Below are 13,393 nucleotides of genomic sequence, written 5' to 3' on the forward strand. Positions count from 1 at the left end.
TTGGCATCGTGTTGCGCGTTGTCAGATAGCGAGCGACGTCGTCATCCCGACGTATCGCCGCTGCTCGGCCCAGTTCGCCGGCAGATTGGCGGAGAGATCGGAGACGGTGGTGTCGACCTTGAGCCGCTCGTCGATGATGGCCTCGATGATGTCCGGGGCGAGGAAGGCGAGGTTGAGGAGCGTGCGGATGTTGCGCGGGCTCTTTTGTTCCTGCGTGGCGATGGCATCGATATCGGCGAAAGCGCCGCTTACAAGCCCCGCATGCCATTGGCGGGCGCGGTGGATGGCGACGACGAGGCGAAGCTGGTTTTGCCGTTGGCTAGCGTCAGACAGTTCTTTCGCCGTGTGAACCTCCCGCTGGGGTTTGAGAACCTTTGGCGACCAGGGCACGGTTATCTCGATGCCGTTGGCCCGTTCGTCGCAAGCGCCGTCGGCCGCCGCTTCGCGCACCGTCACGACGAGCTTTTCAGCGTGTACCGTGGCCCGGTCGAGATGCACATCGACAAGGTCGATCGCGTTCGGGTCCTGATCGACGATAGCGGCGTCGTTAGGAGAGGCATCGCCGCCGCCAAACTGCCGCTGGATGGCGTCGACTACCAGACGCTCGATGTCCGGCGCGGGAACGCGCGCCCGAGTTCCGGCCTCGTGCGTTCTGCCTTCACAGAGCGCGCGGGAGATGTAGTAGCGGTAGCGGATGCCATTTTTCTTGGCGTGGACCGGCGTCATGCGGTTGCCGGTAGAATCGAAGATCTTGCCCGTCAGCAATCCACCCTTGGCCGCGCGCAGACGACGCTTGGCGTTGAGTTGCAGGGTCAGCCTGTCCTGGACGGCCTTGAACAGGGCCGGCTCGATCAGGGCCTCATGCTCACCCGGGTTCCAACTGCCCTTGTGCGGCAGCTCGCCAAGATAGGTCCTGTTCCTCAAGAGGTGGGAGAGACCGCCGAGAGTGAAGTCGCGGTCGCCGTTGATGGCCCCGGTCGACTTGTATCTGAGCGCGGTGCGGATGCCGCGGGCGCGCAGCTCCGGCACGAGGGCGTGCAATGAGCCGGTGTTGAGATAGAGCTGGAAAATCTGGCGCACACGCTCGGCCTCTTCCTCGTGGATCAGAAGTTTCCGGTTCTCGACGCGGTAGCCGAGCGGCACGACGCCGCCCATCCAGATGCCCTTCTTCTTGGAGGCGGCGATCTTGTCGCGGACGCGCTCGGCCCCGACCTCGCGCTCGAACTGGGCGAATGAGAGCAGCACGTTGAGGGTCAGCCGCCCCATGCTGGTCGTGGTGTTGAAGCTCTGGGTGACGGAGACGAAAGAAACACCATGCGCGTCGAAGCGCTCGACGATCTTGGCGAAGTCGGCGAGCGAGCGGGTCAGGCGATCGACCTTGTAGACGACCACGACGTCGACCTTGCCGGCGTCGACTTCCGCCAAAAGCGCCTGCAGGCCCGGACGATCGGTGGTCCCGCCGGAATAGCCGCCATCGTCGAAGGCGGTCGGGACCAGCACCCAGCCTTCGTGGCGCTGCGAGGCGATATAGGCTTCGCAGGCCTCGCGCTGGGCATGGAGCGAATTGAAGTCCTGATCGAGGCCTTCGTCGGTCGATTTGCGGGTGTAGATCGCGCAGCGCTTAGTGGCGGGCGCGGATGGCGCGCGAGGCGCGCCTGCCTTCGCGGTGGTGGAGGCGGGCTTAGCCATGCGCCGCCTCCCCGGGTTCATTGGTAACCGGAGGACGGGCGGGTCGAGCCGACCGCAGGTGATCGGCCGTGCGTCGCTTCGGTTGGCTGATCCCGAAGAAGGTCCAACCGTTCCAGCTTGTGCCGGTGATCTCCTTGGCGATGCCGGAGAGGCTCGTGAACACGATGCCGTTCCAGAGATAGCCGTCCGCGACGACCACGACTTCATGGAGCGCGCCCTGCCATTCGCGGACGAGGCGCGAGCCCGGCTTGATCTGCCGGCGTGAAAGACCGACCGGCCCGTTACCGTCCTTGGCGGTGGCGCGCGCGAGTTCCTCGGCCGCCTCCTTGGCCATGGTGGCGAGCCGCCGCGCCCAGACGGGCGAGAGCGCGCCATGCGCCTTCTCCTGCAGGAGATGCACAAGCGAGCGCGCCAGCAAATCGCCCTTGAGGCCACGGCCGGCCGGCTTGCCGGTCAGCCGTCGCCACTCGGTGCGAGCCTCCGGGGTCGCGAGATCGCGCATGCGCGCGATCTCCTCATCGAGCGTCCTGCCCGGCGGCAGTTGGTACATCCGGGCCATGATCAGGCCGCCGCCGCGATCCTGGCGGCGTCTTGCGTGGTCGCGCTCACCGGCGTCTCGGTTATGCGGTAGATGCTGCCGCGTTGGTCCGTGCGGGCCTCCCGACCGAGCGTGTAGCCCTTGTGCCGAAGCCCGGTCAGCGCTGCACGCGTCGTGTGCGGAAGCCAGCCTAGTGCTACCGCGAGTTCGGCGATGCTGGCACCGTCCTCGCGCGAGAGCATGGCGATCAGCGTGCTCTGCTTGCTGCCTGGACGCGGGTGGCGCGGCCGGGGTTCCGGAGTGCCAGACTCCGCGGTCGGCTGTCGGTTGGGCCTCGCCCGCTCGACCCGGTCTTCGCCGCCGACGTGGTCTTCGTTGGGAATGACGCCGGCGGCGATCTCCCCTTCTGTCACGCCGGTCGACGCGTCTCCAGATTCCAGGCCGTCATCGATCCCGAGCACAGCGAACGCCTTGTCCGTGACGCGCAGCGTGATCGGCTCGCCGGTCTCGTCATCTTGCTGCCAGACCGGCTCGCCGCGTTTGGCGATTGTTTCTTCCGCGAGGCCGACTGCGATCAGGCTCGTGGCGAATGAGCCGATCGCTTCGTCTTCCAAGGACTCGGGGATAGCGATCGTCCGGTCATCGTGCTGGCAGGCCTTCGACAGCGCCACAAGTTGCTGGTCGGTGAGGTGCTCGGCGAGGAGCACGTTGTTGTTGGCCTTGGCGCGCACTACCGCTTTGGCCTGCTTCCCGGTCGCCGCAAGCGGGCTAGTCGACGCAAGTGTAGCCGCGGGCGGCGGCGAAGGCTCCGTCACGCCCGAGGGCTCTGGGCTCTGCGCGCCGTTGCGATCGATGTCCGAAGCGGCATGGGGCGTTAGCGCGGACCGGGTCGGACGCGCTGCTTTGGCTTTGGTTTTCGTCGTGGTGGTCATGGTGATCTCCATCGTCGGGGACGCGCGGCGACCTGCCGCCGTCACTGACGTCACCCCGCCGACGCTTGGCGCGCGCGGGGTCTTGGAGATCGCGGCGGGCGGGCGGCCCGCGTGGGTCAGCGCCCGGGCGCTTGGTCCTCTCGCACGATCCGCCGGAGCACCGCTGTGGCGGCGAGGATGGTCTGCGCCTCGTGAAGCAGCGGCTCGACATCGAGGATCGCGTCGATGGCGAGGTCCGCCTGTTTAGCGTCGAACGCCGCTTCGGCATTCGTCATCAGTGCGGCGCAGGTCACGATCCTCGCTCGCGCCACGCGGATGCCGAGGCCGAGCGCGGCATCGAGGCTGGAGGCGTCATCGAACCTTGTTCCTGCTAATCGATCCGTGGCTTCAGGCACGGCCGCTGACGCCCGCGTAGCCTGACGAGTCCGCCGGCGGCGGGTCCCGTCGGTCGATCCGCCCTCGGCAGTGTTCTTGGCTTCATCATCCGCCATGGCGCACCTTCATCTGGTCCCACCCGCGGCGGTCGCCGTCTTGGGGCGGCGCCGCCTTCGCCACCCACACACGCTCCGTTCGCGCACGTAGTCCAGTCGAATGTGCGAGCCCCCAATGATGCTTTTCGACCTGCCGCGAATGCAGCGAGCGGGAATGTAAGCTCCGTCCGATCGAGCGGGCTTGATCAGCCTGTTGGGTTTGGCCTCCACTGCATCCGGAAGCTTGACGGATCAGGTGCCACAGCACCGAAGATTGTATTGGCGATCAAACAGAGCGTCAGGCCTTGCCGCCCGCGACCTCTTCGGCCATCGCGGTGATGAACGCGACGGGCTCGGCGCCGATCGCGGACACGTAGGCGACGAGCTCAATCACATCGAGCCGGCGTTCGCCGTTCTCGACCTTGGCGACGAAGGATTGCGGCTTGCCGAGTCGGAGCGCGACCTCGGCCTGGGTCAGACCATTGGCCTTTCGGGTCGCGAGTAGCCGCTCCTGGAAGCGGACGTAGTGCTCGCTCGTTCTCGACTTGCGCATGACCGTCCGGGGATTGGGAGGAGCACACGCAGGAATGATCCCGAATTCGGTTTATCCCAAAACTGGATTTTATCTCCGACCCATGGCTTGGTGCGACGCGTCACCCCTGGCGTGGAGCCCACGATGAACCCGACCGAACCGACCACCGACATCCCCGTCCGCTACATCAAGCTCGGCCCCGGCGGCGCCTGGGCCGCACGCTGCATCTCCGAGGGTGTGTTGGAATACTCGGCCGTCGCGATCCCTGCCGATCTCGTCGCCGATCCCGATCTCGACCGGGTGACCGGTTACTACGTCGATCTGGGGCGGCCGAAGGCGGTGGCGCGCCATTCGGCGAACCAGCTCAACGCCTTCGTCACGCTGCCCACGACCGGCATCTGGATTACCTTTCACGATGGCTTCCTCTGGTGGACGCATGGCGCCGAGAGCGTCGAGTTGGTCGCCAAGGTCGAAGGCGACGGTGCGGACGGCGCCGGTGAATACGGGCCGCCCCACGGGTTCCTGCGCCGCCGTACCTTGGGCGGCTGGCACAAAGCCAGCCTTGCCGGTGACCTCTTGGGCGTCTCCAGCCTCAGCACGCGCCTGACGCGCGTCGCGGGCTATCAGCGCACCATCTGCAACATCGCCGAGGCCGACTATCTCCTGCGCCGCATCCGGGGCGAGCGTGAACTCTTGGCCGATCGCGCAATCGCCGCCCGGGTCGCCATGGAGGAGGTCGCGGGCGACATGATCGCGGCACTGCACTGGGCCGACTTCGAGACCCTCGTCGATCTGATCCTCGCGCGCTCTGGCTGGAATAGGGTTTCGGCGCTCGGCGGCACGCAGAAGGACGCCGACATGATCGTCGAGCAATCGGTGACCGGCGAGACGGCGCTGGTGCAAGTGAAGTCCGCCGCGAGCCAGCAGGTGCTCGACCGCTATGTCGACCTTCACGACCGAACATCCGCCCACGACCGCCTGATCTTCGCCTGCCACAGCGCGAAGGGCCGGCTCTACGCGGACGCCCGCGACGACGTGATCCTCTGGGACCGCCAAGGGCTCGCGCAAGCCGCGATCAAGAATGGGTTGATCGATTGGCTGACGACGCGCGTCGGCTAAGGTCCACGTCCGCTCCGGTCCATGGGCGCCCACCGTCTTGGTCGTCGAGGCCGATAGGCCCGTGTCGCGACACAGGCGCCCCGCGTGCGGCCACCTTGCGTCGGCTGCTCCCTTGGGGCTCGGCCGATACCTCCCGTGGCACGCTTTAGCCCTCGGTGCGCCGTCCGCCGGCGCTGTATCGACGTTCGCATCACGGCTCGTCCTTCTTGCGCTTGACCGGCCGCGGCGGGGTCGGGCCGAGCGTTGTGATCGACGGCTTCGGATATCCGTGGTCGTCGTCGGGGCGTGGGAACGCTGTCCGCGCGCTGTCGACGGGCGGTATAGGCGCGGGCTCACTCGCCGCGCCATCCGCGCCACCTTGTAGAGGCTCCGGTCGCGCCTTTCCCGTGCTGTAGATCAACCTCCCAAACCGGTCGTAAACCGAGACTCGCACTTGCGGCCGATCGGACGCGGCGAGCGCCTGACAGAGCGCGTCGACCTGATCGTCGTGGGCTCCGTGCGGGAACCCAAGGAGTTCTGCGACGAGATCGGTGGCCCACGGCGCCCGCGATGGCAAAAGCACCCGACCCGACTCGAACTTCGGCGACTGGAACCGCACGCGATCGTCCTTCGACTCCCTCGGGGTGATACCGATCGGGTTGAGCCGTTCCCGCCTCAGGTCCTGGACGAGCCCCACGCCGACGCCAGCTTCCTCGATCACGAGGATTTGCGGACGGTGGCGCTTGGCGAGTTCGATGGCACGCAGGCGGAGCGCGGGGTAGGTCAGCTTCGCGCGCGCCACGTCGAGGACGTAGAACACGCCATGGAGTTCGGCGAGCGTGACGCAAACCGAATAGTCGTTCTCCAGCGAGACCTTCGAGGCGGTGTCCCAGCTCTGGATGATGCGCGCACCCGCGAGATCCGGAAGCGGGTCGTAGTATCGAAGCCAGGATCGCCGGAGGATGTTCCCTTCCGGCGGCGAGGGTCGCTGCAGGTACTGCGCTTCGAAGACGGCCGTCCCAAGATCGCGCCGGATGCGGTCGAGGACCTCGACCGGCTCACGGGCCGGATGCAGCGCCTCGCCGGCGGGCCAGAGGTAGGTTTCCTTCGGCCCGATCGGAACGATGCGGTCGGCGTCGGCGATCGCTGGCAGGTCGAGCACCTCCCATTCTTCCGGCGCCCGTGCCAGCATGGTGCCGACGGGGTCGTGCACGTGGAGGCGCTGCATCACCAGGACGACGGCGCCGTTGGCCTTGTCGTCGAGCCGCGACATCGCGGTGCCCGACATCCATTCGTTGACGCTCGCCCGCTTGACGTCGGAATGGGCGTCTTGCGCCTTCAGCGGATCGTCGAAGATCAGGATGTCGCCACCGCGGCCCGTCAGCGTGCCGCCGACGGATCCGGCGAAGCGCGAGCCGTTGCCGGCGAGGATCACCTCCTGCCCCGTGTCCTTCCACGGCCCGATCCGAGCGCCCGCGAAGATCAGTTGGTACAGCGGGTGCTCGATCAGCTGCCGGAACTCGTTGTGGAACTTGGTCGCGAGGTCCTGGGCGTAGCTGAGGCACAAGATCCGGCGCGTTGGGTCATGGCCGAGCAGGAACGCGGGGAACGCGACCGACGTGATCAGCGATTTCAGATGGCGCGGCGGGAGCGTGATGATCAGGCGCTTCGTCTCGCCCAGCCACACCTTTTCGAGCGCGTGCGCGATCGCGTCGACATGCCAGTTGTGCTGGTAGGCGACGCCGGGATTGAGGATCGGGAAGATGACGCGCACGAAGACGGCGAAGCTCCGCCGCGCCAGCGCGATCAAGGCCTCGTCGGGAAGCGGCGCCTGAGGGTCATTGGTGGTCATGGGTTTGTCCTTCCAACCGATGATGTTCAATGGTCATGGGTGAGCGTCGCGATGCCGGATCGGCACGAAGACGGCGTCTCGGCGACGGCGATGAACCCGCCGCCGAGAGGTGAGCCGGATGGGTCGTTCAGTGCCGGGCGCCATCGTCCGCCCCTTGGTCGCGGTCCGCGGCGAGGTTGTCGCCGGACACCGGACTCTCGGGACCGGAGGCTCCTTCCCGATCGATCACCGCCTGCATGTAGCGGCGCAGCGTCGCCTGATCGAAGGCGGCGAGTTCAGTCGGGTCGATCACGGTCGAAGTGCTATCGCGGGTCGCCTCGCGCAGGTTGAGGAGGAAGGCGACCGCCTTGAGGTCGCCCCGGACCGCCTTCTGGCCGACCGCCAGGAACATGGTCTCCTGGATGGTGCGCTTCACGATGACGCCGTTCTCCGGCACGTCGATCTTGCGTGCGAGCAGCGCCGAGACCTGGTCGTGGACCGTCGGCCGGTTCTTCGGTCGTCCCTTTGAGTTGGGCTTCTGGCCATTCCCGAACTGGCCGTGCTTGGGCGGCTTGCAATAGCCGACCTCGTAGTCGCCGAGGGGTTTCTTCGAGCGGCCGCGGGGCGCCTTGCTGGGGGTCTTGGTCATTGGATCGTTCCTGACGCCCGACGAAGCGGGCGGTGATGGGTGTGAGTGACTGAATGGGTTTGCGGGGGCGCGGCGATCGATGCCGCGCCCGCGCGAGAGCGCGCGCAGCCGCGATCAGGCCGCCGTATCGGTCTTTGGCAGGCGCTCGGCCTCGATCTCGTCGAAGGTCTTACCCGTATCGGCGCAAATCGCGTCGAGGCCGGTGAAGGCCTGCCAGCGCCGGATCGCCACATCGACGAACTTCGGTTCGATCTCGACGCCGACGCAGCGCCGCCCGACCTTCTCGGCCGCGAGCAGCGTCGTGCCGGAGCCGAGGAACGTGTCCAGGACGATCTCGCCCGGCAGCGTGCAGTCGCGGATAGCATCAGCCACCATGGCGACGGGCTTCACGGTCGGATGGGCCGCGAGATCCGCCATTCGGCCCTTCCGGAAGGTGTTCGCCCCCGGATAGGTCCAGACATTCGAGCGGTTGCGCCCGTGCTTGCCGAGTTCGATCGCGTTGGTGTGCGCGGCCTCGCCGACCTTGAACAGCGCGATGAACTCGTGCTGCGAGCGGTAGAACGAGCCTTGGCCGGCATTCGTCTTGTTCCAGACGATGACGTTCAGGATCGAGCCGTACACCTCCAGCCCTACCTCCATGAACATGGGCAGGCTCGCCCAGTCGATGCAGGAATAGACGAGCCCGCCGTCCTTCATCGCCGCCTTGATCGCCTGGTCGGTGGCGAGGGCGAAAGCACGGAACTCCGCGGGCGACATCTCCCCGGAACCCATGGCGAACTCGGTGTGCTCGTTCGATCCGCGCCCGAGAACGTGTCCGTTGACCTGCCGGTTGTAGGGCTTGTCCACGAAGGCCATGGCGGCGCGTTCGCCGGCCATCAGCCGGTTCACCTCGTCGACCGACCGGGAGTCGCCGCAGCACACACGATGCCCGAGCGGCCCGAGGTGCCAGGTCTGACCCAGCTCCGTCACCACGATCTTCGCCGGCTTCGGCAGCGCGTCGGCGGGATCGCCGCCGAGGATAGCGCCCCGATCCTCCGAGACCGCGTTTACCTCGCCGACCGCGAAACCGAGATCGGCGAAGGTGATCCCGAGCGAGGGCAGTTCGCCATTCAGATAGGCGAAGTCCTCCGCGAGGATGCCGCGATCCCAGCCCGCAAGCGTCGCGAGCTGATTGTCGCCGAGCATGAAGGCGCGCATCTGCGCCTCCGTGAGGCCGTCCAACACGACAACCGGGACCTCCGTCATGCCCAGCAAGATGGCCGCCGCGTGACGGGCATGGCCCGCCAGAATGCGACCCTCGCGGTCGACCATGATCGCGCTGTTGAACCCGACAGCCGTGATCTGGTTCGCAAGAGCCTTGACGTGGCCCTTCTTGTGCGTTCGCGCGTTTCGGTCGTTGGGACGGATCGTCTTGATATCCCGCAAGAGCGGGCGAAGGCCCGGCGGGATGTGGATTTCAGGGCGAAGCTTCATCAGAGGTCTCCTGCTCCACCCCGCCTCGGAACCATCCCGTGCAGTCAGTGCAGCAGGAAGTGTCTCGCAGGTTCGGCGTCAGGAAACCGGGACAACGAATGTCCGAAATTCACGCCTTGATCGGTTGCGGCTGAAACGTCCCCGGGCCCGTGATCCGGCCCATCAGATGGATGCGCTCGTCTTTCGACGGAATGCTCGTCAGATCAGCAAGCAGGAAATCGGCCGCGCGCGGGAACCCCGCTTTCGCAAACCGTTCCCGAATCAAGCCGCACCAGGCGGCGAAGTCATTGTCTTCGCCGGCGAAAGCGAACAGGTCCAACGCGCTTTGGATCCCCAAGTGGCTGAACGCAGTTTCCATCGTCCCCTCCACGAACCCAGCGCCGGTCCGAATGAAGGCGACATGGGGAAACGGGAACGTCGGCAGCGGACCCTTGTCCTTATAGCGCGAGAGGTTCAAGCCCCGTTCGACCGCCTTGATCCGGGACGCCCACGTCGCCTTGTTCAAGTACCGCTTGAGATCCTCTGCGAAGGCCAGCCCGCGCCATTTGGCTGGGTTGTCCGGATCCTTCTCGATCGTGAACCGGACCCCGGAGCCCCACCACACCGCGGCCGACGCGATCCGCCGCTTCGGTCCATCGGGCCAATGGCGGCGCAGCCAGAACGCAAGCTCGATAAACGCCCAGCTCCCCTCGTCATGCCACGTCGCCGGCTGTCCGCCCTTGCTGAGCTTCACCGCCGGTTTCACCTTTGTCCGCGGGCGGCCGCGGCGCTTGCTTGAGGGCGGCTTTTTCATTGGAGTGCTTCGGTTCGAACCGTCGGTTCCCTGGGAAGCGCTTGGAAGCTGGCAACCGGCAACCGGGATTACCCTGGCCGATCTTTCACCTTGGGGTTCTGTTTTCTTAGGAGTTCGAGCCTCCTGCAACCCCGGGGTGGTTCATCGCTACCGTCTTTCGTAGCTCCGCACAAACGCGTTCGGGTTGCTCGACGGCAAGGAGATGCGCCGCCGGCGAAAGCACCACCAGCTCCGAACCATCGATCGCCTGGTTCAATTCGCGCGCCATGGCAAGCGGCGTCGCGGGATCCTCGGCGCCGGCAATGATCGTCGTGGGCGCCACTATGGTCCCGAGATCCGGTCGTAAGTCCATGCGCCCTATGGCTTCGCAGGCGCCGGCGTAACCGGTCCGGTCGATAGCCAAAAACTCCGCCGCGACGGCCTCGACGGACGTGGCGGCGCTCTCGCGGTATCCTGGCGTAAACCACCGCTCGAGTGTGGCGCCAACGATCGCCTTCGTGCCCTCGCGCCGCACAAGCGCGGCCCGATCGTTCCAAGCGGCCTCGGTGGGCATGAAGGCCGACGTCGCCATCAGCGTTAGGCTCGCCAGGCGATCGGGATGGTGGATGGCCAGCGCTTGACCGGTCATACCTCCGAGCGAGAGCCCCGCGAAATGGACCCGCGCGAGGCCGAGATTGTTCATGAGCGCAACCGCGTCGTCCGCCAGCGCGGCGATGTCGAACGGGCGGGCGTCGAACGTGGAGGCGCCATGCCCGCGCGTGTCGTAGCGGATGCAGCGAAAGTCGGCCGACAGCTCAGCGACCACCGCGTCCCACATGCGATGCGTCGTACCGAGCGAGTTCGAGAACAGGATCGGCGGCGCGTTGGGCGAGCCGGCCTCGGTGACGAAGAGCGTCGCGCTTGGCGTCTGGACGTAGGGCATGGTTCAAACACCCAGGTGTTTTTCGAGGATCGACGGATCGGCCGCCAGCAGCGCGGGCGCGCCGTCGAAGGCGATCTCGCCCTTCGCCATCACAACCATGCGGTCGGCGACCTTGGCGAGGGCGCGATGGTCCTTGTCCACGACGATGGTGGCGATGCCTTCTTCGCGAATGATGCCAAGCGTTTTCCAGATGTCCTGGGCGATCAGCGGGGCGAGGCCCTCGGTCGCTTCGTCGAGCAGGATCAGGTCCGGATTGGTCATCAGAGCTCGTCCGATCGAGAGCATTTGCTGCTCGCCGCCCGAAAGCTGGTGGCCGCCGTTGCCGCGGCGCTGATGGAGCCGCGGGAACACCTCGAAGACGCGATCGATGGTCCAGCGCCGCGAACCGGAAACGCCCGCGCGGGCCGCCATGACGAGGTTCTCGACGACCGACAAGGACCCGAACACGCCCCGTCCTTCCGGAACATAGGCGAGGCCATGGCGCGCGATGTCCTCGGGCTTTGCCTTCGCCGTGCTCGCGCCGGCGAAGACGATTTCGCCGCGACGGTCGGCGAGCAGGCCGACGATGGACTTCAGCAAGGTGGTCTTGCCCATGCCGTTCCGGCCGATCAGCGCGATCTGCTCGCCTCGCGAGACGGTGAGGCTGACGCCGTGGAGCGCTTGGCTGACGCCGTAGAAGCTCGTAAGGCCATTGATGGCGAGAAGCGCGCTCATGCGGCGATCTCCTGCTCGGGTCCGAGATAGGCGGCACGCACAGCGGGATGGGCACGCACATAGGCGGGGTCGCCCGAAGCGATCACCTGCCCGTCCGCCATGACGGTCAGCCGGTCGGCAAGCGCGAAGACGGCGTCCATGTCGTGCTCCACCAGCAGCACGGCGCGGCCGTCCTTGAGGCGGCGAATGATCTCGATCATGCGCGCGGCCTCGGCGTGCCCCATGCCGGCGAGCGGCTCGTCGAGGAGGATCACTTTCGGCTCGGTCGCAAGCACCATGGCGACCTCTAGTTGGCGCTGTTCGCCATGGCTCATGAAGCGGGCAACCGTGTCGCGGCGGGCGGAAAGGCCGACCTCATCGAGGGCGGCCTCTGCCCGCGCGTTCACATTGCCGTCGGTAGACACGGGGCGAAACAATCGGAGCGGCTGGCCGCCATGGGCCTGGGCGGCGAGGCGGACGTTCTCGAACACCGTGGAGTCCGCGAATATCGTTGTCTTCTGATAGGAGCGGCCGACGCCCGCCATGGCCCGGCGGTGCGGCGCCAGCGCCGTGATGTCGCGGTCGCGCAGCATGATTGCACCGTCGGTGACGGGCACGTCGCCGGAGAGCAGGTTGACGAGCGTCGACTTGCCCGCTCCGTTCGGGCCGATCACCGCGTGGACCTCGTCGCGATGGACGTCGATCGAGACGCCCGAGACCGCCCTCAGCCCGCCGTAGCGCTTTTCCAGCGCGGTTGCCTTCATGAGGATCTCAGACATGGGAGGCGGCCTCCTTCGGGTTCGCTGGGGCAGGCTCTTTTGCTGCACTTGGCGGGAACATCATCGCGGACAGCTGCTTGAGCCCGCCTGGCAGCGCGAAGACGAGCGCGATGACGATCAGCCCCTTGATGAGCTTCCAGTGCTCGAAATTCGACTTCAGCACTTCCTCAAGCCCGAGCAACGCGATCGCGCCGACGACTGGCCCGAGGACCGAGTTCATGCCGCCGAGGACGACCATGACGAGGATGCTGGCCGAGAGGTGCCAGCCCAGCATCTGCGGCGCGACGAAGCCGAACTGGGCGGCGGAGAAAAAGCCGGCGACCGCGGCGATCATGGCCGAGACGACGAAGGCCGTCAGCCGAACGCGGAAGACGGGAAAGCCGAGTGACAGCGCGCGCCGTTCGTTGTCGCGCGCGGCTGCGAGCGCGTGGCCGAAAGGCGAGCGCACCATGGCCTGGACCAGCACCGCGGCCCCGACGAGCCAAGCGAGCGCGACCCAGTAAAAGGCGCGTGGGTTCTCCAAATCGATGAGCGTGATGCCGCCGAGGACGAACTCGGGCTTGAAGTAGATGTAGAGCCCGTCCGAACCGCCGCCGATCCGGGTGTCGTGAAACAGGTAGAAAAGCATCTCGCCGAAGGCGAGCGTCACCATGATGAAATAGATGCCGCGAGTGCGAAGGGACAAAGCGCCGATGATCGCCGCGACCACGGCGACGCCCAGCATGGCCGCCGGCAGCGCGATCCAGACACTAGCGCCGGCGGCTTCCGGCGTCATGAGCCCGAGCAGGTAGCCGGCGAGGCCGAAGAAGGCGGCGTGGCAGAGGCTGACCATGCCGCCATAGCCGACGACGAGGTTGAGCGAGAGCGCCAGCATCGCCATCAGCATCGCCTTAGAAGCGAACTGGACGTAGTAGCCGGGCGCGACGAATGGTAGCGCGACGGCAAGCGCGACGATCAAGGCCAAGGCGGCTTTCGTACCGGTCGAGCGGGTCAT

At 66.5% G+C, this 13,393-nt stretch carries 14 protein-coding genes; 1 reads left to right on the forward strand and 13 read right to left on the reverse strand.

Annotated features, from left to right (window positions below; translation table 11 throughout):
- Positions 1-21 precede the first annotated feature (21 nt).
- The 5 genes from C8P69_RS19640 to C8P69_RS19660 form a co-directional block, all read right to left on the reverse strand.
- Positions 22-1,689 carry a recombinase family protein gene (locus C8P69_RS19640; protein WP_108179139.1) on the reverse strand — a complete coding sequence of 556 codons (1,668 nt, stop codon included), beginning with the start codon at positions 1,687-1,689 and terminating at the stop codon, positions 22-24.
- Positions 1,682-2,248 carry a DUF2924 domain-containing protein gene (locus C8P69_RS19645; protein WP_108179140.1) on the reverse strand — a complete coding sequence of 189 codons (567 nt, stop codon included), beginning with the start codon at positions 2,246-2,248 and terminating at the stop codon, positions 1,682-1,684. Before C8P69_RS19645 ends, C8P69_RS19640 begins: the two co-directional genes overlap by 8 nt.
- Before the next feature lie 2 nt (positions 2,249-2,250).
- Positions 2,251-3,159 carry a DUF3489 domain-containing protein gene (locus C8P69_RS19650; RefSeq protein WP_170118309.1) on the reverse strand — a complete coding sequence of 303 codons (909 nt, stop codon included), beginning with the start codon at positions 3,157-3,159 and terminating at the stop codon, positions 2,251-2,253.
- Positions 3,160-3,275: 116 nt separating this feature from the next.
- Complete coding sequence (locus C8P69_RS19655) at positions 3,276-3,650, reverse strand: hypothetical protein (protein WP_108179142.1); 375 nt, start codon at positions 3,648-3,650, stop codon at positions 3,276-3,278.
- A gap of 277 nt (positions 3,651-3,927) precedes the next feature.
- Positions 3,928-4,182, reverse strand: coding sequence for a helix-turn-helix domain-containing protein (locus tag C8P69_RS19660; protein WP_108179143.1), 255 nt, complete (start codon positions 4,180-4,182; stop codon positions 3,928-3,930).
- A 123-nt stretch (positions 4,183-4,305) separates the two neighbouring features.
- Between C8P69_RS19660 and C8P69_RS19665 the strand changes: the two genes are divergently transcribed.
- The gene (locus C8P69_RS19665) at positions 4,306-5,280 is read left to right on the forward strand and encodes a restriction endonuclease (protein WP_108179144.1); all 975 of its coding nucleotides are present in this window, start codon (positions 4,306-4,308) and stop codon (positions 5,278-5,280) included.
- A 190-nt stretch (positions 5,281-5,470) separates the two neighbouring features.
- Here the strand turns inward: C8P69_RS19665 and terL are convergent, their stop codons facing one another.
- The 8 genes from terL to C8P69_RS19705 form a co-directional block, all read right to left on the reverse strand.
- Entirely contained in the window at positions 5,471-7,111 is a 1,641-nt protein-coding gene (gene terL, locus C8P69_RS19670; RefSeq protein WP_108179145.1) for a phage terminase large subunit, read from the reverse strand.
- Between the two features lie 127 nt (positions 7,112-7,238).
- The gene (locus C8P69_RS19675) at positions 7,239-7,739 is read right to left on the reverse strand and encodes a DUF5681 domain-containing protein (RefSeq protein WP_108179146.1); all 501 of its coding nucleotides are present in this window, start codon (positions 7,737-7,739) and stop codon (positions 7,239-7,241) included.
- A 114-nt stretch (positions 7,740-7,853) separates the two neighbouring features.
- Complete coding sequence (locus C8P69_RS19680; protein ID WP_108179147.1) at positions 7,854-9,212, reverse strand: site-specific DNA-methyltransferase; 1,359 nt, start codon at positions 9,210-9,212, stop codon at positions 7,854-7,856.
- A 109-nt stretch (positions 9,213-9,321) separates the two neighbouring features.
- Entirely contained in the window at positions 9,322-10,005 is a 684-nt protein-coding gene (locus C8P69_RS19685; protein WP_146167385.1) for a hypothetical protein, read from the reverse strand.
- Between the two features lie 106 nt (positions 10,006-10,111).
- Positions 10,112-10,927, reverse strand: coding sequence for a 3-oxoadipate enol-lactonase (pcaD, locus tag C8P69_RS19690; RefSeq protein ID WP_108179149.1), 816 nt, complete (start codon positions 10,925-10,927; stop codon positions 10,112-10,114).
- Positions 10,928-10,930: 3 nt separating this feature from the next.
- The gene (locus C8P69_RS19695; RefSeq protein WP_108179150.1) at positions 10,931-11,641 is read right to left on the reverse strand and encodes an ABC transporter ATP-binding protein; all 711 of its coding nucleotides are present in this window, start codon (positions 11,639-11,641) and stop codon (positions 10,931-10,933) included.
- A complete protein-coding gene (locus tag C8P69_RS19700) occupies positions 11,638-12,399 on the reverse strand; it encodes an ABC transporter ATP-binding protein (RefSeq protein ID WP_108179151.1) in 762 nt (253 codons plus the stop codon). The genes C8P69_RS19695 and C8P69_RS19700 overlap by 4 nt, the downstream gene beginning before the upstream one ends.
- Entirely contained in the window at positions 12,392-13,393 is a 1,002-nt protein-coding gene (locus tag C8P69_RS19705; protein ID WP_108179152.1) for a branched-chain amino acid ABC transporter permease, read from the reverse strand. Before C8P69_RS19705 ends, C8P69_RS19700 begins: the two co-directional genes overlap by 8 nt.

The organism is Phreatobacter oligotrophus, assembly GCF_003046185.1.
GTDB lineage: Bacteria > Pseudomonadota > Alphaproteobacteria > Rhizobiales > Phreatobacteraceae > Phreatobacter > Phreatobacter oligotrophus.